Annotated in this window: 21 protein-coding genes and 3 pseudogenes; 11 read left to right on the top strand and 13 right to left on the bottom strand. The window is 37.4% G+C overall.

The features are described from left to right. The 3 genes from NC797_RS15825 to NC797_RS15815 form a co-directional block, all read right to left on the bottom strand. Positions 1 to 713: ExeA family protein (locus NC797_RS15825; protein WP_272437783.1), on the bottom strand; the 713-nt coding region annotated here is incomplete at its 3' end. Further along, positions 706 to 1,221: a Mu transposase C-terminal domain-containing protein gene (locus NC797_RS15820; protein ID WP_272437782.1), complete on the bottom strand. Its 516-nt coding sequence runs from the start codon at positions 1,219 to 1,221 to the stop codon at positions 706 to 708. The genes NC797_RS15825 and NC797_RS15820, both read right to left, overlap by 8 nt. 207 nt (positions 1,222 to 1,428) lie before the next feature. Continuing rightward, positions 1,429 to 1,680: a tyrosine-type recombinase/integrase gene (locus NC797_RS15815; RefSeq protein ID WP_272437788.1), complete on the bottom strand. Its 252-nt coding sequence runs from the start codon at positions 1,678 to 1,680 to the stop codon at positions 1,429 to 1,431. Here NC797_RS15815 and NC797_RS15810 point away from each other — a divergent pair. The 3 genes and pseudogenes from NC797_RS15810 to NC797_RS15800 form a co-directional block, all read left to right on the top strand. Beyond that, positions 1,595 to 1,900, top strand: coding sequence for a tyrosine-type recombinase/integrase (locus NC797_RS15810; RefSeq protein ID WP_334313194.1), 306 nt, complete (start codon positions 1,595 to 1,597; stop codon positions 1,898 to 1,900). The genes NC797_RS15815 and NC797_RS15810 overlap by 86 nt on opposite strands. Before the next feature lie 92 nt (positions 1,901 to 1,992). After that, positions 1,993 to 2,212, top strand: a pseudogene (locus NC797_RS18535) (IS4 family transposase); the annotation flags it as partial. Between the two features lie 1,657 nt (positions 2,213 to 3,869). After that, a pseudogene (locus NC797_RS15800) lies at positions 3,870 to 4,135 on the top strand (transposase); the annotation flags it as partial. 250 nt (positions 4,136 to 4,385) lie between these two features. Here NC797_RS15800 and NC797_RS15795 read toward each other — a convergent pair. The 10 genes from NC797_RS15795 to NC797_RS15750 form a co-directional block, all read right to left on the bottom strand. Continuing rightward, positions 4,386 to 5,366, bottom strand: a complete 981-nt coding sequence (locus tag NC797_RS15795) for an ABC transporter ATP-binding protein (RefSeq protein WP_272437780.1) — start codon at positions 5,364 to 5,366, stop codon at positions 4,386 to 4,388. After that, positions 5,326 to 6,354, bottom strand: coding sequence for an ABC transporter ATP-binding protein (locus NC797_RS15790; protein ID WP_272437786.1), 1,029 nt, complete (start codon positions 6,352 to 6,354; stop codon positions 5,326 to 5,328). The genes NC797_RS15795 and NC797_RS15790 overlap by 41 nt, the downstream gene beginning before the upstream one ends. A gap of 6 nt (positions 6,355 to 6,360) precedes the next feature. Continuing rightward, on the bottom strand, positions 6,361 to 7,683 hold the full coding sequence (locus NC797_RS15785) for an aspartate aminotransferase family protein (RefSeq protein WP_272437779.1): 1,323 nt from the start codon (positions 7,681 to 7,683) through the stop codon (positions 6,361 to 6,363). An 11-nt stretch (positions 7,684 to 7,694) separates the two neighbouring features. Beyond that, the gene (locus tag NC797_RS15780; RefSeq protein ID WP_272437778.1) at positions 7,695 to 8,897 is read right to left on the bottom strand and encodes a hypothetical protein; all 1,203 of its coding nucleotides are present in this window, start codon (positions 8,895 to 8,897) and stop codon (positions 7,695 to 7,697) included. Between the two features lies 1 nt (position 8,898). Continuing rightward, entirely contained in the window at positions 8,899 to 9,837 is a 939-nt protein-coding gene (locus tag NC797_RS15775) for a succinylglutamate desuccinylase/aspartoacylase family protein (RefSeq protein ID WP_272437777.1), read from the bottom strand. A gap of 19 nt (positions 9,838 to 9,856) precedes the next feature. Then, positions 9,857 to 10,753: a nickel transporter permease gene (gene nikC / locus NC797_RS15770; protein WP_272437776.1), complete on the bottom strand. Its 897-nt coding sequence runs from the start codon at positions 10,751 to 10,753 to the stop codon at positions 9,857 to 9,859. A 12-nt stretch (positions 10,754 to 10,765) separates the two neighbouring features. Continuing rightward, entirely contained in the window at positions 10,766 to 11,749 is a 984-nt protein-coding gene (locus NC797_RS15765) for an ABC transporter permease (RefSeq protein WP_272437775.1), read from the bottom strand. 59 nt (positions 11,750 to 11,808) lie between these two features. Next, a complete protein-coding gene (locus NC797_RS15760) occupies positions 11,809 to 13,410 on the bottom strand; it encodes an ABC transporter substrate-binding protein (RefSeq protein WP_272437774.1) in 1,602 nt (533 codons plus the stop codon). A 21-nt stretch (positions 13,411 to 13,431) separates the two neighbouring features. Further along, positions 13,432 to 14,535: a M24 family metallopeptidase gene (locus tag NC797_RS15755; protein ID WP_272437773.1), complete on the bottom strand. Its 1,104-nt coding sequence runs from the start codon at positions 14,533 to 14,535 to the stop codon at positions 13,432 to 13,434. Positions 14,536 to 14,821: 286 nt separating this feature from the next. Further along, a complete protein-coding gene (locus NC797_RS15750; RefSeq protein WP_272437772.1) occupies positions 14,822 to 15,151 on the bottom strand; it encodes a DUF3870 domain-containing protein in 330 nt (109 codons plus the stop codon). Positions 15,152 to 15,602: 451 nt separating this feature from the next. Between NC797_RS15750 and NC797_RS15745 the strand changes: the two are divergent. From NC797_RS15745 to NC797_RS15710, 8 genes and pseudogenes are all read left to right on the top strand, one after another. Continuing rightward, a pseudogene (locus NC797_RS15745) lies at positions 15,603 to 15,898 on the top strand (transposase); the annotation flags it as partial. A gap of 6 nt (positions 15,899 to 15,904) precedes the next feature. Further along, the gene (locus tag NC797_RS15740; protein WP_334313193.1) at positions 15,905 to 16,138 is read left to right on the top strand and encodes a DUF5348 domain-containing protein; all 234 of its coding nucleotides are present in this window, start codon (positions 15,905 to 15,907) and stop codon (positions 16,136 to 16,138) included. Between the two features lie 596 nt (positions 16,139 to 16,734). Then, on the top strand, positions 16,735 to 17,277 hold the full coding sequence (locus tag NC797_RS15735; protein WP_272437771.1) for a helix-turn-helix domain-containing protein: 543 nt from the start codon (positions 16,735 to 16,737) through the stop codon (positions 17,275 to 17,277). A 48-nt stretch (positions 17,278 to 17,325) separates the two neighbouring features. Further along, the gene (locus NC797_RS15730) at positions 17,326 to 19,371 is read left to right on the top strand and encodes a hydantoinase/oxoprolinase family protein (RefSeq protein WP_272437770.1); all 2,046 of its coding nucleotides are present in this window, start codon (positions 17,326 to 17,328) and stop codon (positions 19,369 to 19,371) included. Then, a complete protein-coding gene (locus NC797_RS15725; protein ID WP_272437769.1) occupies positions 19,372 to 21,111 on the top strand; it encodes a hydantoinase B/oxoprolinase family protein in 1,740 nt (579 codons plus the stop codon). It begins immediately after the preceding gene. 11 nt (positions 21,112 to 21,122) lie between these two features. Beyond that, positions 21,123 to 21,440, top strand: a complete 318-nt coding sequence (locus NC797_RS15720) for a cupin domain-containing protein (RefSeq protein WP_272437768.1) — start codon at positions 21,123 to 21,125, stop codon at positions 21,438 to 21,440. 99 nt (positions 21,441 to 21,539) lie between these two features. Next, positions 21,540 to 22,880 carry a purine-cytosine permease family protein gene (locus NC797_RS15715; protein ID WP_272437767.1) on the top strand — a complete coding sequence of 447 codons (1,341 nt, stop codon included), beginning with the start codon at positions 21,540 to 21,542 and terminating at the stop codon, positions 22,878 to 22,880. A gap of 44 nt (positions 22,881 to 22,924) precedes the next feature. Next, positions 22,925 to 24,025: a M24 family metallopeptidase gene (locus tag NC797_RS15710; RefSeq protein WP_272437784.1), complete on the top strand. Its 1,101-nt coding sequence runs from the start codon at positions 22,925 to 22,927 to the stop codon at positions 24,023 to 24,025. Positions 24,026 to 24,261: the final 236 nt, after the last annotated feature.

Below are 24,261 nucleotides of genomic sequence, written 5' to 3'. Positions count from 1 at the left end.
GAACTACAATAGGTATTAATTTTCCGAGGGATGCCCTTACTATATTCATAGATAGCCTGGATAGCTTCCTCGGAAAAAACCTCATTGGGAGCTTCTACTGCCTTTAATTGATGTTGTATGTAGGAAGCTGTCTCTGTTTCAGTCAAGGCAACCATCTGATACCGCATCTGGATTCGTTGCTCAATCGCCTCCATATGCTTCACCTTGAGCTGATTTCTCAAACTTTGCTGACCCACAATGATTAAAGACAATGGTGACATGGAATCTTCTTTGAAATTCAAGATAAAACGGAGTTCCTGCAACATCGATTCTGAAAAATGATGTGCCTCATCTAAAATGATGACTGGTATCTTTTTTTCATTTTCATATATATCAAGCATTAATGCTTGATATTGCCGTTTGGCTTCAGTTGCCCTAAAAGCAGGTTGAATTCCAAAACATTGGAGAACTTCCCGATAAAATAGTTTTGGCGTTAGTCCTGAATCGCAAATATATAAATAGCGATAATGTATCGAATCAAGTTGTTGGACCAGTCCTCGTACTGCTGTGGACTTTCCCATGCCAGCCTCCCCTGTCAAAAGGCAAAATTGACGGTGCTGCACCGCAAATTCCAGTCGAGCCGATGCTTCTTTATAACTAGATGAATTGAATAATTGATGCGATGCAATCTCCCGAGTGAATGGTACTCCTTTCATTCCAAAAAAATCAATCATGATCAACACCCCCAACTGTCTGTTTCTCTTTCAGACTAGCAAAACGAGTTGTCCCTAACTCACGACGCTTTTCTTCATCCTGTTGTTTCTTAATCTGTTCTAAGTAACTAGAAACGGGAGTTTCTGGTGTGTCTTCATGTCCCATTTGCGACACCTTGGAATGACTTTGATTACGCAGTTCTGCTGGTTTGGCATCTGGAAAACGTTCTTCGTCTTTCCATACTTGAATATACGACAAATCATAAGAGTTAAATCGGATTTTAATTTTCTTACCCCGTAGAAAGGAGTCAACATCATAGGTGTTACCCTCTACTTCAATGACTGACGTTTTACGAACAGTACGTGTTTCTTCCCATAAAAAGATTTCCTTCAGTTCTTCAGCCGTTAAATGACACTTCGATTCTTTGCAGTCCTCATACCGCCTTTTCGGCGTTTGCCCTGTACCACGATGGGTACGACTGTCATAGGCTTCAAGCCATGATTGGAGGTAGCCATTCAGCTGTTTCAAAGTTTCTATCTTGCCTTGATTAATCAGTAGGTAAGCTTCGCCAGTAAAACTAGAGTCAACATACTGGAAGAATTTTTCAATTTTACCTTTTTTATGTGAAGCTTCACATAAAAAAGGTTATGTATAGTAAATGATAATGTAAAGTAAGCCTTTTTGCCTTACTAAGGGAGCAGTATATGATGCTATCACTTTACATTATCGCTTACCCTATTTATTAAAGTTTTTCAGCCAAGCCAATAAGTCATCATTTTCTTGCCATTTCGGTTCTTCCGAAGGTGAAACGTCAATATATGCCTTTTCTATTGCCTCTCTCTTTTGTTTGGAGTCTGTTTTGGCATAAATCTCTGTAGTCTGTACTGAGCTGTGACCAAGAATATCTCTTATATATACAAGGTTCACACCCGCTTGCAGTAAATGCATTGCCTTCGAGTGTCTAAAATGGGGAGCTCCCCATTTCAGACATGCGGCAGCAACTCACTGGCTGGAAAACGGAATGAATATTGGTGAAATTCAATATTTATTAGGCCATGAAAACATTCAGACAACGATGGTTTACTTGGAGATAACAGTAACTCAGGAAGCATCAGCAATGAAGGAAATAATGACTGAAGAAGAAGTTGAACAACCCAAATTGTGGAAAAAGGATATTCAAAAATTAAGGGATTTGTGCAAAAACTAAAAATAAAATCCAAACCTTTTTTATTAAAATTCTAGCAAAATCAGTAGACTTCATGAAAAGGTTTGGATTTTATAAAGGTTTGGATAAGGGATATCGAATGTTTTTTCAAGGTCGCCAAATCCCATCTTCGTTTGGCGAAAGAATGCCAGTCACGTCATTACGATGCGCTCGTTTCCCATACTACGATTGTCTTCACACGCTATATCATGCTTGCACTAAGTTCCCGGGAAGAGAAAGATCCGAAAACGATTGGACAGCTCTTTTATTTGTGCTGCGATGAAATGGAAGATATTCGGTTTGCCCAGGCACTCATGATGGTCATAGACGTGTTAAAATCAACACTTTCAAAGGAACCGGTGCTTTCAGAAGAAAAAGTCCAATCCATAATAGATGAGCTATTTGATAGTCTTCCTCAATTTTTAAAGAGGACATTTCTTGATGATGACGAATTTAAGGCGCAAGCAGCATAATTAGTTTGGTTTGAATCAAAGTATATCAAGGGTTAAAGGCTAATTTCTGGGTGCGAAAGTTGAGTTAATAAGTTTTCAATATTAAACTCATCATCAATAGCAGCTAACTTTACTCAGGCATGGTCACAGTGACGACCCCAATTTTGTCGATTGTTTAAAAGCTAGGGAGCATGGGAGCGGTTGTTGTGGATGACGACGTGATAAACGTGGAAACGCTTTACAAAAACACAAAGTAGTTGAGAGGTCAGTTAGTAATTACTAGAACTTCTCCTTTTAAAACAGAACGACAGTATGGTGATACCATCGCCATCTAGATTGTTCAAAATAATATGGTAAGGTAACTAGCTATTATGGACTTAAATCGAGAATTTATACTACATTCATTAAGACATACACATTACTTCTTTAAGAGGCTGGCGTACACTCGAATAAACTATGGACAAACTTGGCCATTCAGATGATCAAATCTAAAAAATGCACAATACTTCCACGTCACCCATAAAATGAAAAAAAGAAGTTCCCCGAAAGTTTCATCAACTTATGAGAAGCCTCCATTAGAATCCTCATTTCACTCAGAAAATCTTATATATCAATGGCTGGAGGACATAATTACATCATGCCTTCGTAAGATTAAATTAGTCAACACCTAGTAATGAGGGTATTATAAGCATACTCATATCATATTCTACTACTCTTATCGCCTTTCAACCTTCGACAATTTTCGGGGCGTCACTGTGACAAAACTTATGTGACGCTTGAAAAAGAGGTTACGTTTGAGCTACGAAGTTTTGAAGTATATAAGATTCGGATTATCTCCATAGAGTTAACGACATTATTTGATGATGCCCCTTTCTAAGGGGTATTTTTCTTTAAAAACAATCTGAAATAATTCGCCTAATAATTTTCAAAGTTGAAATAAAGTGATTAAAAAAGCACATTATCTCGGATTCTTGCCTGAATTAATTTGAAAGTAGGTACCTGGTATAATGTGCTGATTTACAGTAATCTCTCTAAACAAAAGTTTATTATTGAACCTTGTAACAAGATTCAATATCTCGAGGTCTAACTCCTTTCAATAGGTAGCAACAATCCTCAACTTCTGGAATAGCAATATACTTCGACTTACAATGCACACTAAGAAGATCCGGTTCCTTGATTAAACGCTTTTTTCAATTTGGCATCTCAGGTGGGGGTTCAAACATTTCAATAATCTGATCCAAATTATAATCTACAAGATTCTTAAGTAATTTAACTAGGTATTGTCTATATTCATCTCTACTCTTATAGTTTCCATACACAAAATACTCAAGTTCACTTTTCTTAGTTATTAAGCAGCGTTTATTTGCATCAACAGTGTACGACCATGACCACCAATAATCATAATAATTATAGTCACCATCATTTATAGAGATTGTTAATAATGCCCGTCTCAACTTGTCAGTAATTCCATTATCAATATAAGTATTGAAAACATTTGTAATGCTGATAAACTCATCTAAGTTTATAAAGTAAAAATAACAACGGATCTTAGGAGGTATACCGCACCAGCCCGTGGCTCGAAGACTTGGAAAACGCTGTTCAAACGTCGCTCTGCCGTCGAACGTGTGAATGCCTATCTCAAGGAATTCTTTCAACTCAACAATGTACGATATCGTACTGGAAAACGTGCAAAGGTTCACTTTGACATCGTAACGCTTATTTATAATGCTTCAAAATTGGCTGCAGATCGTATCAATGTATTGTAAACCAGCAACAAGCTGCTTAAGAAAATTTTAAAAAAATGCAATTTAAAAAATAGAAATAAAATACTTGTGAATAAGTTAAGTTATCCACAAGCTCGAAATGCAGGATAATATTCTCTATCGATAACTATTACCTCAAGATTGTCTAATAAAATAAACGGATTCCAATATTATTGAGAATCCGCTTATTTGTCCATCTCTATAAAAAAACGCATTTGTTCTTTTGTGAATACCTGGTACTTATAGTAGGGCTCCACATCCCTATCAAATTCATCAATAGAGATGACAAGCAGTTAATTGACCATCTGAAATCTCTTTAAACTCTGGTACTTCTTGTTTACATATATCCATGGCTTTATGACATCTTGTATGGAATGGGCATCCATTTGGTGGGTTAGCTGGGCTTGGTACATCTCCACCTAAGACGATACGTTCTTTTTTCTCCAGGGCATTCACTTCGGGGGCAGCTGATATTAGTGCCTCCGTGTATGGATGTAAAGGATTGTCAAATATTTTTTCCTTATCCGCTAATTCAACGATTTTTCCTAAGTACATAACAGCGATTTTATCTGCTATATGTTCAACTACTGATAAATCATGAGTAATGAAGAGATAAGTTAAATCATATTCTTGTTGCATATCCTGCATCAAATTAATCACTTGGGATTGAACGGAAATATCAAGTGCAGACACGGGTTCATCTGCGATAATTAATTTTGGATTAAGGACAAGCGCTCTGGCAATTCCTATACGTTGACGCTGACCTCCACTAAACTCATGAGCATGTCTTTTTGCATAGCTTTCGTCTAAACCCACTTGATTTAATAGCTCTCCTACTTTTCTTTTTCTTTCACTTTTATTTCCAATTCCATATACTTTCATCGGTTCCATCAGAGTTCTTTGAACCGTCCAACGTGGATTCAAGGAGGCGAATGGGTCTTGAAATACCATTTGAATATCTTTTCTTAATTCCCGCATTTTTTTAGGATTAAGATTTGTTAATTCATGACCCTCAAGCTTAACGGAACCACCTGTAGCTTCAAGTAAACGAATAATAACACGGGCAGTTGTGGATTTTCCACAACCTGATTCTCCAACAATACCTAGAGTTTCCCCTTTATTAACTGTAAAGGAAACCCCATCAACCGCTTTAACAGCTCCAACTTGTTTTGAAAAAATTCCCTTATTTATTGGAAAATGCATTTTAAGATTATTAACTTCTAATAGAGGTTGTGTCTTTTCCTTTACTGACATCGTCTAATTCGCCTCCTTCTTCCACTAGCCAGCAGGCAGCTTGTTGTTCATTGCCAATTTCAATTAATGAGGGGATCTGTTCATGGCATTTGACCATTGCATGGGAGCATCGATCTGCAAATCGACATCCCACTCCCCAATTAAGTGGTGATGGTACTTGACCTGGAATATAGTTAAGTCTTTCCTTATCGACTCCCTTTTTAGGCAACGAATCCAATAACCCTTTTGTATAGGGATGCTGTGGATTTTTCAAGACATCCTCTACTATGCCAGACTCAACAATTTTCCCAGCATACATTACTAACATACGATCACACACCTCAGAAACCACACCCAAGTCATGAGTGATCAGCATTATGGACATTCCTCTTTCTTCTTGAATGCTTTTCATTAGCTCCAAAATTTGAGCCTGTATGGTTACATCCAATGCGGTAGTAGGTTCATCAGCTATGATTAAATCCGGATTACATGCCATGGCAATTGCGATCATCACTCTCTGACTCATTCCACCTGAAAGTTGATGAGGGTAATTGGCATATATTTCTTCTGGTCGAGGAATTCCTACTAATTTTAATAAGTCCACGACTCGTTTCTTAAGCTTTGTTCCTTTGACTTTTTCATGGATACGAATGGATTCACCAATTTGATCACCAATTCGATAAACGGGATTAAGAGATGTCATGGGTTCCTGAAAAATCATTGAAATTTGGTTTCCTCTGATTTTTCTCATTTTCCTTTTATTTAAAGAAAGTAAATCCATGTCTTGAAAGGTAACTTGATCTCCATTCACCTCCCCTGGCGGTTTAATTAACCCCATAATAGATAGAGAGGTGACACTTTTCCCGCAACCAGATTCCCCTACAATCCCTAGGGTCTCTCCCTCATTTATATGAAAGGATATTTCATCAACTGCATTAAATGATTTCTTATTTGAACGAAATGTGGTTCTGAGATTCTTTACTTCTAGTACTTTAGGTTTCAAGTTAATCCCCCCTTATGAACCAGTTTTTACCTCCAATGCTTTTGCTAAGCTATGATCCATACGTGAAACAAGGATTTCAATATGCTCCTCTGTATGTGCTAACGATATAGCATGGTGAAGAAGGTAATTAGGTGAACAATATACCCCTTGTTTAAACAATTCTTGTATAAATTCACCATATAATTTCTTATCTGAGTTAATGGCTGCATCGCGGTAATCACCTATCTCCTTATCGGTAAAGTACCAATGAAAATGTCCACCACGCCCTTGCATACGTCCTGGTATTTTGTGCTTGGCAGCTAATTGATCAAACTTTGCGATTAGCGCGTCAGTTCTATCCACAAGAGTTTGAAACACATTTTTTTCCTCATACATTTCCATAAAAGCCATCGTTGCAGCCAGCGAAATTTGATGACCATTGTAAGTTCCAACAAAGGAGCAACTACCTTTTCCTGGTGTCACGGTGTCAAATACATCGGTCCTCCCAGCAACTGCCGCTAACATATATCCATTACTAATGGCTTTACCAAATGTGGATAAATCAGGTGTGATTCCATAAAGAGTTTGAGCTCCACCTGGTGAAACACGGAAACCGGTTAATAACTCATCAAATATGAGTAGGATATTTAGCCGATAACAAATGTCTCTTAAGCCCTGTAAATATTCCCTTTTTGCAGGAATATATCCGATATCGATCATAACTGGCTCTAAGATTAATGCGGCAATTCGATCTTTATTTTCTGTTAACAATTGTTCAGCTATTTCTAAATCATTAAAAGGAATAACTAACGTACTATTCACCGCATCCTCCATTAAACCTGGAGATCCTGGCAATGTGTTAGGAGAAGTTTTTTCACCTGCTTTATTTAAATCAGGCCATGTGCTCACGAGTACTGCATCATGCCAACCATTGAAGGCACCCTCTACGACAGCAACATCATTCTTTCCAGTATACGTGCGAGCCATAAGCATGGCATGCATTATTGCCTCAGTACCTGTATTGGTGTAGCGAACTTTTTCAGCTGTTGGTACAAAGGTTAGAAATTTCTCGGCTGCCTTAATACTTAATTCCGTTTCCAAGCCAGTTACAATCCCTGTAGTTGTATAATCGCTCACTCGTTCATTAAAATCAGGGTTATTATGACCCAAAATGATTGCTCCATTCCCCATAATACAATCTAAGTAGCTATTCCCATCAACATCAGTGATCCAAGGCCCTTCCCCCTTTTTAAAATAGATAGGATGTGGATTACGATAACGGGAATTGGAATGTACTCCGGCTGGTACTGATTCTTTTGCGCTTTCATATAATGCCTTTGAATGATTGAATTCCATTATAATGCCTCCTATGAAAATTGTTTTATCGTATCAGCAGAATGCATATTGTGATAAAGATATTTAAAAAAGTCTTGTTTTCTTTCAGGTGAAATGCGGGTATACACTTCATTTACTGCCTGATTCCCTCTCCAATAAGCGTAGATGAAAGGAGCCCGTAGTGAATGATTAAAGAACCGCAATCTTGAATCAATCCAATTATCATCTCCAAAAGCAAACTCCTTCAGAAATGTCCTTACTTCCTCTTCACTTTTTTGTTCAGAATGCAGCATATGAGCAGCATTTAAGCCGGAAATGGAACGAATTCGTTGGAAAACAAAATAGATTTCATCATCTATAGAATCGACCCAATCAACGAATAGAGCGCCATTATCCCCAATACCTTCAAAAACAGAGCTACTCGCTGTATTTGTTATCACCAACGCAGCATCAAGAGGCATGTCACCAGAGTTCGTCAACAATTCTCTCACTCTCATATGTGTAGTATGGCCTGGAAACGACTCATGTGTAACTAAGTGCTTTAATGACGCATACGTATATCTAAGATCTCCATTAACATACATGCTTTGATTCACATAATCACAATAAGCACTGTACGGAACATTATAAATAGCCTTTGGTGTAACCTTTACATCCTCTATAGGGAAACCCATTTTTTTAACCACTTGCTCTTTGGCACTCGCAAGTAAGTCCTTTAAAACAGACTCTAGTTCTCTACTTGGAACATTTTGCTCTTCTTCCCATTTTTGCACCTTATCTGCTAAAGATCCTTTAAACCCTTTCCGGCTCAACAAATCGTTAAGTTTATGATGTAAGATGTCTCTCTCTGATTGAACTAGAGGATTTTCATTTACATATAACAAACTCCTTACCACTTCTCGGAAAGGGTAATCGTCCTTTTTGGCTACCCACTTTGCTAATGAAATAAGTGATCCAACTTGCTGTTGCATATAATTTCTTCTCATTTCATCATTTACGTTCAAATATTTTATGCGAATTTCATTTAAATCTTCTATGATCCCATCCCAACTTGAGTAGTATCTAGGGTATTCATTTGTTAGATTAATAGGAACTAAGCCTTCTTTTGCTAGTTCTGCTTCAGATGATTCTTGATTTGAGGATCTGTAAAAAGCATCTATCCCTAACACAATTTGCACATATTCTTGTGATAGTTTCAAATCTAGATCTGTTACTTTTTTTGAGCTCACACTCATCTTAATCCAACTCTCTTGTATCCATATTTCCTAGCATGAAACCATAGTCTCCAGGGTTTACTTTTTGGAAGGAACCTCTCATTAGAATGACAAGATTCTTTTCAAAAGGAGCCTTAATAACCTCAACCTCTTCAAATGTACGCGGATTATAAGTTCTAGATAAAACTTGGTTCCCTTCAATCACTGTTCCAACCGCACTATAATCATACTCTGGTATCATTAATCCACCTTGTTTCGGACGAATTATTTGAATTTCCGTCATTACCTTTTGCTCTGGTGGTGGAGTAACTTCTCCATCTAACATGTTTAACTTACGCATACAGTTGAAAATACCTTCGACACCTCGTTCAATGTCCTTTTCAAAATTTGGTCCCCCACCGACTTCTACTGTCACACTTGGGATATCCTTTTCTACTGTATAGGTAACGGTTGTTCCTTCATATAAGGTTTTAGGTCGATATAACACAGGAAAGTTAAAGGCTCGAGATAATTCTTCATCGTTTTGAATATAAACGTAATCCACAACGGGTTGAGCACCCCCTGAATGGATATCTATATACGCATCGATTGTATCTAAAAATTCAGTGGCAATTTTATGGGAAATTTGCTCTGTTACCCATCCTCCAGCTGAACCTGGAAAAATTCGATTCATATTGTTCATGTCTAAAGGAGTATTTCTAGTCATTGATTCAAAGGCTAATGGATTTGCGACTGGCATTATTTTCACAGAACCTGCCAATTCAGCTTCATCTAAGCGGTCATAAACTCTTCGTAAGATTTCTGATCCAATAATTTCATCTCCATGAACAACAGCAGATAACCCTAATACAGGCCCACTCCTTTCTCCTGTAATCGTATGAACGGGTAAGCTTACTTCACTTCCATTGGATAAATGTGTTACAAAAATCTCTTCATATTTACGAGTAGTTGTTTTTAACATACGTAATTCCTCCTACTTTTTACTTTGTTTTTGAATCTGTAAGATCACGAATTCCATCCCCTAATAAATTAAAGCCCAATACCGTAAACATAATTGCAAGTCCTGGATAGATCGATAAGTGGGCAGCATCACGAATAAATTTCATTCCAAAAGATAGTGTCCAACCCCAGCTTGAATCTGGTGGCTGTATACCAAGTCCTAGAAAACTTAACGTCGCTTCAGCAACAATTGCAATACCTATACCTAAAGTAGCTACAACGATAATAGGTGCCAAACAGTTGGGCAGTATATTATAGAAAATAATCCTAAAATCACTAGATCCAATCGTTTTAGCTGCTTGAATATACTCCTCCTCTTTAAGTGCCATCACATTGGCACGTACTATCCTGGCATAATTTGTCCAGTAGATGAGTCCTAAAGCTAGTATGACATTATCTATCCCCGGACCTAATGCCGCTACCAAGGCAATTGCGAGCAAAAGTACTGGGAAAGATAAAACAATGTCAACCGTACGCATGATGATGTTGTCCAACCATCCACCATAATAACCAGCAACCAACCCAAGCGTAACTCCAATTAGAAGCGACACACTAACTGATACAACTCCAACTTCTAAGGAAACTCTAGCACCATATACAATTCTCGAAAATAAATCTCTTCCATAGTTATCTGTACCTAATAAGTGCCCTTCTTCCATTGGACCCATTAACCGTTTTGACATTTCCATTTCGTTTGGATCATGGGTAGCAATTAAAGGGGCAAATATTGCACTAAGAATAACAATGAGTACAATAATTCCCCCAATCAAGACGGATTTACTTTTTACCATAAGAGAGAGAAAATCTTTCACCTTACTTGATTTTTTTAGGGGAATTGTAACATGTTCAGGGTTATTTGCAGGTTCCAGCTGCGCCATCTGCACCCCTCCTTAATTACTTTTTATTTTTGGATTGATGAGAGCATATAAAAGATCTACAACTAAATTAATAATCGCAAAAAGTAGCGCAATAACTAGTACACTTCCTTGAACAACTGGAAAGTCTCTTTGACTAATTGCAGTTATAATTAATCTGCCAATACCCGGCCAACCAAAGACCGTTTCCGTGACAATAGCACCACCTAAAAGATTTCCAAATTGCAAACCTACAATTGTTATGACTGGAATGAGTGCATTACGAAAAGCATGCTTCAAAATCACCCAAAACGAACGTACGCCTTTTGCTTCAGCTGTTCGAATATAATCTTCATTTAAAACCTCAAGCATAGAGGAACGTACCATACGTGTAATCATCGCTGCACTCATGACCCCTAAGGTTAATGCAGGAAGAATAAGGTATTTAAAACTTTCAATGACATAATATAAGTTCCCTGACTGTATGGTCATAATAAAGGATTCAACTAAAGGATCTCCTCTACCAAAGGAAGGGAAAATATTCATATTCACTGAAAACTGAATAATTAAAAGCATCCCAAGCCAAAACACTGGCATGGAAACACCTAACTGAGCAAAAAACATGCTAACATAGTCTAACCATGAGAACTGTTTTACCGCAGATATGATTCCTAACGGAACGGCAATAATGACAGCTATCACTAGTGCTAGAAAAGCTAACTCAAGTGTTGCAGGAAGTTGAGATAATACTAATGTAAGAACGGGAACATCCTGGAAAATAGAAACTCCTAAATCACCTTGTACGAGATTCTTTAGGAATACGAACAACTGAACATACAACGGTTCATTTAAACCTAATATCTCTCTTATCCTCTCAACATCTTCAGGAGTAGCTTCCTGGCCAAGTAAAGTAAGTGCAGGATCCCCTGGAATCAAATGTAGCAAAAGAAATACTAAAATCGATATTCCTAAAAGAACGGGGATTAGCTGCAACAGTCGTTTTCCAACAAACGTCATCATATAGAAACACTCCCGATCTTAACGAAATAGAGGGGCTTATTACGGCCCCTAATTTCTAATTAATTTGTTAACTCTGCATCTTTTAATCCGTATAAACTACCAGTAGGATGAATCTCAAAGCCATTTAAATTTTTGTCATACATTGCAATATAACCTTGGTAAAGTAAGACATCGTATGCAACTTCTTCTGTTACAATTTTTGCAGCTTCTTGATAAATTTTAGTTCTTTCAGCTTGATCTGAAACTCTTCTACCCTTTTCTAATAATTCATCTACACGAGCATTACTATATTTCCCGTAGTTACTACCACTATCAGAATAGAACTGATTATACATGGCTCTATCTGGACCAACTAGATTCAACCAACCAACGAGTCCAATATCAAAGTTTCCTTCCATTAAAGAAGTACTAAAAGTTGGCCACTCATTTGTAAGGACTTCCGTTTCAACTCCTACCTGCGTAAATTCATTTTGCAAGTATTCCACTATTTGAATCCTGTTTGGATCTTCACTATGGGTTGATAGTGTTAGTGATAGTTTTTTACCATCTTTGTCAAGAATCCCATCCCCATCTGTGTCTTCCCAGCCTGCTTCAGCGAATAATTCTAAAGCTTTATCTGGATCATATTCAAATTCAGGAACATTGTCTGTATAAGCCCATGAAGCAGGTATCAATGGGGACTTACCTGGCGAATCCATACCTTGATAAATTTCTTCTGATATCACATTTTTATTTACTAGATGTGACAGCGCTTGGCGGATCTTAACATCTGATAAGATCTCATTTTTCATATTATAGTTCAAATAGGTGAAACCAAGTGCTTGAGTTTTCTCTACCTTAAATTCATCGTTTTTTTCAATTCTACTAATATCTTGTGGGGATAATGGCGAATGAACAAAATCAACATCTCCTGATTCTAACGCAGCTACACGAGTGGTATTGTCCGGGATGATAAAGTACGTAATTTTTGGTGTTTTTGGTGTTCCTCCCCAGTAATCCTCATTCGCCTCGAAATTGATTTGATTGTTTTTTTCCCAGTTGACCATTTTATAAGGGCCAGTTCCAACTGGTTCACTTGACAGCACATCACCCTTTTCAGCAATATGCTTTGGAACAATACCTATATCTAAATAACTTAAAAGTGGAGCATATGGTTCTTTAAGGTTGAACTTTACATGTGTCTCATCAATTACCTCAACACTCTTAATTGGTTCGTATAAAGAAAGGTAAGGTGCTTGAAAATCAGGGTCTAAAATGGTGTCAAATGTGTATTTGACATCTTCGGCTGTAAAAGGTTCTCCATCTTGAAAAGTTACATCTTCCCTTAGAGTGAAAATCCAGGTTGTTTCATCTGGATTCTCCCATTCTGTCGCCAAAGCAGGTTCAGGTTCTAAGTTAGCATTCAACCTCACTAATCCGTCATAAACAAGTTCTTCTACTCTAGCAGCTGAAGTATCTTTTGCTAGGCGTGGATCCATTGAACCTGCATCAACATCTAACCCAACTTTAATTATGTCAGCTGTTGATGTATCGCTAGTGCCTTCTCCCTCTTCACCACTTTGTTCTGGTTCAGAAGATGCACTCTCAGGGTTTTCATAGGAACATCCTGCTACTAAAACCAAAAATAGACTTAAAAATAATAACCAAACTAACTTTTTCATACCCATTTCCCCTCTCATTTTTTATGCATATGATACATCCAAGTAGTGTAAGTCTTTAGAGCATTGATTTAAGACCTCACAGCCTTGATTGGTAACCATAACAACATCTTCAATTCTCACACCAAATTGATTAGGTAAATACAAACCAGGTTCTATAGTAAGAACCATCCCTTCTTTCACTTCGTCATGGTTGTTCTGATGAATAAACGGTCCTTCATGAGCTTCCAACCCTATTCCATGACCTGTTCTATGAATAAAGTAATTATCGTAGTTCCATTTTCTAAAACCAGCTCTAATGGATAAATCAATTTCGGAAAAACTAATCCCTGGTTTGATCATGTCGAGTGCCTGTAATTGCATTTCTCTCACGATTTTATAGATTTCTTCATATTCTAGATTTGTTCTACCAAAATACGTCATCCTAGTCACATCAGAGCAATATTGGTTATACACTCCTCCGAAATCTAACATGATTGGCTGATTTGGGTCGCTATTCTTGTTGCTTGATGTATGATGTGGATTGGCACTATTTTTTCCAATACCCACAATGGGATGAAAAGCAAGTTCCTCTACACCATTCTCATCGAAGAAATCTCTAATATTTTCTGAAATCATTTTTTCGGTTGTCGGTAAACGTTGCAGTTGTTTGATTTGACGCATAACAGCATCTGCTATTCGAGAAGATTGACGAAGCGCATTGATTTCTTGTCTATCCTTTATTTCCCTAAGTTTTTCAACAATATCACTCGCATAAATGGACAATTCTGGACAATGACTCATCAACCGTATTAAAAAATGGCTTGGCCAATTTTGATCCACACTCAATGTATGGGTTTGACTTAAATGAGTTGTTAAAGTATCAATTGGATTTAAAGCATCAGGGTATGGAATTACTGTAATATCATGATCATCCACATCCCCTAATTTTTCTATAAACATTTCATGAATGAATAGTTTGGCTGTCTGATCAGGCGCGATGAGTAATGCTGTCATTCTTTCACCCGTCTCCAGTTCAACCCCTAAAAGATATTGCAAATTAGCCTTTGAGGTGACGATAATACTATTAATTTGTTTTGTTTCAATAGCACTCTTGCACTGTTCTAACCTGTTTTTGAATAGTTTCATATTTTCCCGTTTCTCCTTTTACTGCTATTTTTTATGTCAAAAATAGAAACAAAAAACCAAGCCACCTCGAAACAACTCTAATAACAGAGTCTTTCTTGGTCAGCTTGGTTTTTATACCCGCATATGACTAAGGGCTGCTTAGCCACAGACGTATAGGCAAACTGATTATGTTCTATTTTTTAAGTAAAAGTGTTGCTTACTAAATTGAGAGCCATTTATTATTTTCTTAATATACTGATTAATTTACATAATTACGTTAATAAAGTCAAGACTTTTCAAAAATATTTTAATTTTCTTGCATTGATTTATAAATAGAAAATTGGTTATAAGCATCTCTCATCGCCGATATGATAGCCTTCTTTCCTAAACCAAAATATCTTTTTTCAAAAATTTCAATAGGTGCATCAATACCTTCATTAAGATTATGACCCTCAAAGATTTCCTTAATAAAATCATTGCACATATTGGTGATAAAAGTACAAGAGGCATTTATTATATTATCTGTATTTGGATCAACTTCTAACCCCACTCCCATTACACCATATAAGTTCTTGGCAGCCATACCATCTGGTAACTTAGAGTAGCCAGTACAAATAACTGTGTTGCGAATTCCCATAAAATCCCCCAACTCCCTACTTTGATGTTTTTTCTAATGGTAATAATTTATTATAACTCTAAATTGGTAAAAAATTAATATAATTTAGAATATTTTTGTAAGATGATTCTGAAATTTAGTTTTCTTTTACACTCCTAGATATTTTTGGAGAAAACTGCTACAAAAATATCCCTCTCCGTTAAGGTGACCCTCTTCCTCATTTGTTAAAAACGTTGACAGCTTGAGTAATCTCTCGGTGCCAAATAGAAAATGATCTAAAAAAGAAAGATTCATTTGTAGGAGCTATACCTAGAGCACCAGCTACACACTTTGATTATTCCGCCTATCGTATAGCCAACTCACAAGCTTTTCATCAAAAAACACCGCTCCAACTCATTATGCAGGCATGCTTGCATGCTTACTCTTCCTATGAAAGAAGGCGGGAAGCAGTTTATATCAAACGAATTAAGTAGATGCCTTTTCTCCTAAAGATATCGTCCTTACTTACCAAAAAAGAGGGACGATGGATAATTACATCAAGGAAGCCAAGAATGGTTTCTATTTCGATAAAATGAATAGCCATTCTTTCCAAGTAAATGAGGCAAAGATGATGTTAAGTTTGTTAGCGTATAACCTAACGAATTGGCTGCGCACACTTTGTTTTCCAGAGAAACAAAAGAACATGCAAATAGAGACGATTCGCACACGGATTATTAAAGTGGCTAGCAAATTAGTAAAATCAGGGCGATCCTTTACTTTAAATTATCTGTTGTCATGAGGGAAAAATGGTTGAATATGAAATATAACGAGGAATTAGATTCATGGGTAGTGATTCAAGAGAGCCAAGAAATGGGGTTATATTGCGGTGAGTCATTTGACCTTTACCTCGAAGATGGTAAGAGTATTCCATGTCGTATAGAATTATCTAATCAATGGTATCTCTTATTAGGAAGATACGGTGTAAAATTCAATTTGGAACCTAAGGAAGTCTATAAAATTAATATTTAATTAATCCTAGGGAGCATTTCTATATGCTCCCCTTTATATAATATATTTAACACTCAATACAGGCTCATCATAATGCTTTACTTCCTCATAATTGGACAGACCCTTTTGGACTGTATAACCCTCTATACTTTCTTCTGTTTTATAATTTGTTGAATAGGTGTAGTGATAAGAATTAGCATAAGAAAAACACTCTATAGCCAAGCTTTATTGTTTATGTCTAGTGATGATCTTCCTTTATGAGGGGGAATATAGATAGTTTGTCGGTTGATGGTGGGTTTACGGTGCAGTTAAAATTGAAGATCTTGTCTTCTTTAGCTCATTACCATTTGGTGATGGGCTTTTAGTTTGTCCTTCTTGTAGTAGTACTTGTTTTTGGAAAAATGAAGATGAAACGGTACCTTTCATCTGTAAAACGTTTCTTAACAAAAAGATTAAACGGTTGTGTTAGGAACTGGAAATCTAACAAATCATTTAATTAAAAATTTTCTTTCAATTCATAAAATATTATGGTATTATCAAAATAAATACAGTATATGTGGAATATATATGTAACTACTGTAATAAATTTCATAAATATCGTAAAAGGACTGGGTACAATGGAGCATATCTACAAGAAAATTAAAAACCTAAGATTAGAACAAGGAATGACTCTAAAAGATTTAAGTGAAAAAACGAACTTGTCTGTTAGTTTTTTATCACAAATAGAAAGAGGATCTTCTTCTCTTGCAATTACATCTTTTAAAAAAATAGCAGATGCTTTTAATGTATCCATGTCATACTTTTTTGAGGACACGGAAAACCATAACTATGCAGTTAAAAAGGGGAGCCAAAAGCCATTTAAAGTTGAAGGGGCTGAAACTACACATATTCGCTTGGCTGGAAAATTTCCAGATCGCCGATTGGAACCGTTAAAAATCACGTTAGTTCCTAAACAAAAAGATGAACAACAATTTAGTCACCCAGGCGAGGAACTGTATTACGTGTTGAAGGGCACGGTCATTTTCAGAATTGAGAATAAAGAATATGTGTTAAATGAGGGAGATTCTATTCATTTCCCATCTGAAAAAGTCCACCAATGGGAAAATCCCACTTCAGAAGAAACAATATTACTTTGTGTTTTAACACCCGTTATTTTTTAATGGGTGAATTTATATATTATTTTTTACAAAGGGAAAGGTGGAAAGTAAATGAGAGTAGCAACAGACATTGGAGGAACATTTACAGACTTAGTCTACGTCGATAAAAATGGTGGAATTGAAGTTGCCAAGAGTCATACAACACCGCCAAACTTTGAACAAGGTGTTATTGACGTTTTAGAAAAAAGCGGTATAGACCAAAAGGCCATTTCCACGTTTATTCATGGAACTACGGTCATTATTAATGCACTCACGGAACGGAAGGGAGCGAAAACAGGTTTAATCACGACAAAAGGGTTTAGAGATATATTAGAAATCGCTCGTGGAAACCGACCTGATCTCTTTAATATTCGTTATAAAAAACCATCTCCATTTATCGATCGTTTTCTACGAAAAGAAGTAGATGAGCGATTGAACTATAAAGGTGAAACACTTGCGCCTCTTAATAAGGACCAAGTGAAAGAAGTAATCGAGTTTTTCAAAAAAGAAAAAGTTGAAGCTATCGCTGTAGCATACCTTCATTCCTATGTAAACCCCGATCACGAAAAAGAAACAATCAAGCTAATTAAAGAACTTTGGCCGGAAGTTGCAGTAACAGCTTCTTATGAGGTAACGAAAGAATGGCGTGAGTATGAACGTACCAATACGGCAGCTTTAAATGCTTACGTACAACCAGCAGCAGCTACTTATGTGAACAAACTTTACAATAAGCTTGCTGAACAAAACACGACAAGTAAGAACTTTATTATGCAATCCAATGGTGGTACGACAACATTTGGAAATGCGAAAGAGAACCCAATTAACATGGTAGAATCAGGGCCTGTTGCAGGTATTTATGGGTCTGCAGTGCTTGGGAAAATGATTGGTGAAGAAAATATAATCGCATTTGATATTGGTGGTACAACCGCCAAATGCTCTCTTATTGAAAAAGGGGAAGTAAAAGTATCAACAGACTACTACATTGAGCGTACGGATCGGAATGCTGGTTACCCAATCAAAACACCAGTAGTTGACATTGTAGAAATCGGAAATGGTGGGGGATCAATTGCTTGGATCGACGACGCTGGTTCTCTAAAGGTAGGTCCACAATCAGCTGGTGCTATGCCAGGACCGGTTGCATATGGTCAAGGTGGAGCAGAACCAACTACAACTGATGCGAATCTATTAACTGGACGTCTTTCAGCCAAAAACTTCGACTATGATGTCGATTTAAACCGTGTGAAAGATGCCATTGAAACGAAAATTGCAAAACAATTTGATATGAGTGCTGAGGAAGCAGCCCTTGGAATCATTCGAATTGCCAATTCCAATATGTTGAATGCCCTAAAATTAATTTCAATCCGAAAAGGTCACAATCCACAAGAATTTACGTTAGTTGCTTTCGGTGGTGGAGGATCTATGCATGCTCCAGCTCTTGCAAAGGAATTGGGTGTGAAAAAAGTTGTCATTCCTGTGGCTTCCCCTGTTTTCTCTGCTTGGGGCATGTTAATGAGTGACCTTCGTCATGATTATATTAATACATTTATTAGAAGGATTGCTGATTTAGATATAAGTGAAATAAACAATCAGTGGAATGAAATCGAAAATGGAGCTCTTCATCAGTATGAAAATGAAGCGGTTAACAAAGAGGATGTAGTATTTAATCGTTTTGCTGATATGCGCTATGTGGGACAAGAACATACTGTAAAGGTACCCGTTCCGAACGGTGCTTGGACAGAGGCTGAAGTAAACGAAATTGTTGAAAAGTTCCATAATCTACATGAACAAAATTACACCTTTAAATTAGAAGATGCGCAAATTGAAATTGTCAACTTGCATGTAACAGCGTTCGGTAAAGTTCAAAAACCAGTGATTAACAAAGTTCCTCGAGAAGGTACACTTGATGATGCAAAAAAAGAAACTCGAAACGTGTATTTTGAGAATCCAAATGGTTGGGTTCCAACAGATGTTTATCAACGGGAACTGTTACCTACAGGACAAGTTGTACAAGGACCAGCAGTTATCGAGGAGAAGGCAGCTGTTACTGTGATTTATGAAGGACAGTCACTACACGTCGATGAGTATGGAAACTTAATTATCGAAACGGGGGCGAACTAAATGGTACAAGCAACAACAAAAATTGATCCATTTACATTAGAAATCGTTAAAGATTCCCTACTAGCAACCGGGGATGAAATGTTTATTGCGCTTGCAAAAACATCGATGAGCCCTATCATTTATGAAGTGCTAGATTATGCTAGTGGGTTAACTGATGCGAAAGGTCAATTGCTTACACAGGGGAATGGTGTAACAGGTTTTATTGGAATGCTTTCCTTTATGGTAAAAGAAACACTGGAAAAGTATGGAGAACAAGGCGACCTACACCATGGCGATATTATCATCATCAACGATCCTTACGGTGGGGGAGGTTCCCATCTATCGGACGTTGGTTTGGTAATGCCAATCTTCCATGAAGGCGAACTCATTGCGTTTTCTGCCAATAAGGCCCATTGGACAGAAGTAGGCGGGAAAGACCCAGGTTCCTTTACGAATGATTCAACAGATATTTTCCAAGAAGGACTACAATTTCCTTGTATCAAGTTATTTGATCAAGGCAAGTTGAATGACGGGCTTGTGGAAATTATTCGCTCCAATGTTCGTTTTCCAGATTTATCACTTGGGGATATGTGGGCACAAGTAGCCGCATTAAAAACAGGTGAAAAACGTGTGAAAGAGCTTTGTGAAAAATACGGAAGAGACATTATCCAATCTTCTATTGACTATCATTTGGAACATGGTGAAAGAATTTCTAGACAAGAGATTGCAAAACTACCAAAAGGGACGTTTAAGGCTCAGGATTTCGTAGACACGGATGGTATCGGTAACGGTCCTTTTCCAATCCAGTGTGAAGTAACAATAACGGATGACGAATTTATTTGTGACTTCCGTGGCAGTAGCCCACAAGTACCAGGGCCGGTCAACTGTTCTTATACAGGCCTTGTTTCAGCCGTAAGAACCATTTTCTTGGCTGTAACAAACCCGACTCAGGACGTAAACGATGGGGTTTTCCGACCATTAAAGGTCATTGTTGATCCAAAATCTATCATGTCAGCGGAACGCCCAGCGCCAGTATCGAACTATTTTGAAACATTAGTTGGAAGCTTAGATTTAGTTTGGAAAGCCTTAGCACCATATCTACCAGAAAGACTATCAGCAGGACATTTACTATCTATTAGCTCTATCACTCTATCAGGTCTACATCAAGACACAGACGAACCATTCTTAATTGTTGAACCATCTGTAGGAGGATGGGGTGGCGCCGACGGACAAGATGGTGCCAGTGGACAATTCTGCGTAGCGGATGGTGAGACATATAACGTGCCAGTCGAAGTAGCAGAAACCCGATATGGAGTAATGGTTGATGAGTATAGTTTGCGAATTGACGGGGCTGGTGCTGGTGAATACATCGGTGGTAAAGGAGTTATCCGCTCTTATCGTGCCATGACGAATGGGCAAGCCGCCACTGTTACCTTTGGACGACACAAGTTCCATCCATGGGGAACAAAAGGTGGACATGATGGTTCTCCTAATGAATTTTACGTTGAAAAATCAACCGGAGAAGTAGACGGTCCATACGGGGTTTATCCACGTTATCAACTACAAAAGAATGACGTGATTAAACTAAGAACAGCAACTGGTGGGGGATATGGAGATCCATACAAACGCCCAGCTGAACAAGTTGCCAAGGATGTTAAAAACGAGTACTACACAGTCGAAGAAGCGAAGGAGCTATTTGGCGTAGAAGTAAATCCAGATACATTTGACTTCAAAGAGCTTGAAATACGATTAAATGCGTAAAGGAGAAAAATATGGAATTTAATAGACAAGGATTTGACAAAAACGGATTACTTACTTTGTTTGAAGATCAATCAGATAAGACAGAAGTGAAGTTTGGTACTGTAGCAATTCCACCGGGAGGACGTGTTCCCGAAGAAGGGCTTTCCTTACATGAGGAAAATGAGTATTCTTTCATTATTAAAGGACAGCTAGAAGGGGAAAGTGGAGGCAAAAAATATAAGGTAAACGAATCTGAAGCAACATTTATTCCCGCGGGTGAAGAACACTGGGCTGTAAATTCCAGTGAGAAACCTTGTGAAATCGTTTGGGCACTAGTGAAGGAAAAGTAAACATCTTTAAGTAGTAGAAAAGAGCGCTTTCTTTTCTACTACAAAAATTTTTTGATTTTAATTTTAAAATATTTAGAAAAAATGAGGGGTGTGGAGAAAATGGAAAAGAAAAACGTTAAACCTGTTGGAAAGGACGAAGCGCTGGCATCTATACCAGAAAGTAAACGACAACACTGGATGACACCAGCGATGATTTTTGGAGGATTAGAATTTACCATCCCTGTATTGATGGTAGGTGCTACCTTAGCTGGTAGTTTTGGACTTAGTACAATCTTTTGGATATTAATCATTGCTCTATTTGGTTTCCAATGGATTGGAAACGCAGTTATGGGTTTCATCGGTGCAAAAACGGGTCGGTCTTCTTCTGTTATAGCACGAACTAGTTTTGGAGCATCACAAGCCAGATTTATTGTGGGTTTGACTATCTTTGTCGTATCACTCGGTTGGTGGGCACTCCAAACATCTGTTGCAGGTAACTCCATTGCTGCTATGTTTGGAATCGACTACACTTCCCAGTGGGGAATATGGGCAATAATTACCATCATTGCAGGTCTTCTCTTTGCCATACCGTCTATTATAGGGTATGGTTCGATGAAATGGACAGATTATATTGCTGTTCCTGCAGGTCTATTGTTAGTTGTACTTGCTATCTATCTTGCTTTCAAGAATACAGGTTGGGAGACAATTTCTAGTTGGAGTCCTGAGCCGACAATGGGTATTTTAGCTGCTATTAGTTTAGTTATTGGTGTAAATGTATCCCAGTGGGTCATCGCCGCCGACTATACTCGTTATGCGAAACCAAGAGTTAAAGATAATGCACTGATTCCTGCTGGGATTGCTGTCATTGGGTTTCCTTTATTCTTAGTAGGAGCGATTATGTCTGTTGGTATTGGGGATGCGGATATTGTTAATGTCATGTTGAACCTTGGATTTCCGATATGGGGCTTTTTGATCCTATGGTTTGCAACTTGGACTAGCCAATTGGTAAACAATTATAGTATGGGGCTAGCATTAGCTAATATGTTAAATGTTAACTCTGACAAAGGAAGAGCATGGTTAACATTTGGTGGAACAATTGTGGCTATTATAATTGCTTTAGCAGGAATTCTTAATTACTTTACAGACTTCTTATATATGACTGCTCTCGTTTATCCAGCAATTGCCGGGGTTATGATGGCTGACTTTTTCTTTATCCGGAAACGCACTTGGAAAGATAATCCAGGTTGGAACTGGATGGCAACGATAGCTCTTGTTGCAGGTACTCTACTTGGCTACTTAACGCAATATGTGACTACGTTTGGTTTACCTGCAGTTCAATCCTTAATTGCATCCAGTATTGTGTATGTGATAGCAATGAAAATTAAAGCAAGTGTTGCACCAGATCAATTTACGGATGTTGATGAGGAAGATGAAGATCTTGAGGATTCTACCATTGCATAGTAAACTTTTCTTCACTGAGGTGAAAAATGTTGAGAAATAAACGTATGAATCGTTTGTCAAATTACTTACAAGAACAACAGATTTCAGTGGCCTTTGTGACATCCACTGCAAATGTATTTTATTTAACGGGGTTCTATTGTGTACCACACGAACGCTTATTAGGCCTTCTTGTATTTCCGAATCAGGAACCAATTCTTGTCTGTCCAAAAATGGAAACAAATACGGCAAGAAATTCAGGATGGAAATACGGTATTGTTGACTTTTCGGATACAGACAATCCATGGGAATTAATACAAAAGAAGTTAGATCAAACAAATCTTTCTTTCAAAAAAATGGCTGTAGAGGAAAATCATTTAATCCTTTCTCGTTATTACAATTTGAAAGATTTATTCCAAGAAGCCAAAATTGAAAATATTGAACCTGAATTGCAACAAATGAGATTGACGAAAGATGAGTCTGAAATTGAAATTATGAGAGAAGCTGCAAGGCTAGCTGATCTTGGCATTGAAGCAGGTGTAAAAGCGGTGGCTGTAGGTGTTACAGAACTTGAGGTACTTTCTAGTATTGAATCTGAAATGAAGAAAAATGGAGTACATAAATTTTCCTTTGATCCGATTGTGCTATTTGGTCAAAAATCTGCAGATCCACATGGCGTTCCTGGAAATCAAAAATTAAAAAAAGGTAATTTCGTCTTATTTGACATTGGTGTTCATTACAACGGATATTGTTCCGATATTACGAGAACCTTCATATTTGGAGAAGCGTCACAGGAACAGAAAGAGATTTATCAAACCGTTTTAAATGCAGAGTTAGCAGCAATCAATCACTGTAACGTCGGCAACAAAGTTGGGGAACTTGATACCATTTCACGTAACTACATTGAAGATAAAGGGTACGGTCCTTATTTCATTCATAGATTAGGTCACGGTCTCGGTATAGAAGTTCACGAATTCCCTTCGCTTAATAATCAAAATAATCAACCTTTAGTAGAAGGTATGGCTTTTACGATTGAACCAGGTATCTATATACCTGAAATCGGTGGTGTGCGTATCGAGGATGATATCGTGATAACTAAAGATGGGGTAGAAGTTCTAACCAGTTATCCAAAAGAATTGCAGATTATAAAGGAACAAGTAAAAATTTAAGAATGATTTGAAGAATGATAAAGGATTTATTAGTTATTTCCTAATCACATATTAAAGCGTCAGTTCAGTAAAATACTGGAACTGATGCTTATTTTATACACTTGATTCAAAATATTTAATAAAACATAATGATCAGGATAAATTTTTCTTGCTTCTTACCGACTTTAAAATAGCCACCTCCATATACAATCTTTATTTTTCTTTTGCCACAGTTTTCTATTTCATTGTCTTTAGAA

The organism is Terrihalobacillus insolitus (assembly GCF_028416575.1).
Classification (GTDB): domain Bacteria; phylum Bacillota; class Bacilli; order Bacillales; family Amphibacillaceae; genus Terrihalobacillus; species Terrihalobacillus insolitus.
The sequence above is the reverse complement of the archived record's forward strand: the minus strand, read 5'-3'. Positions and strand labels throughout refer to the sequence as shown.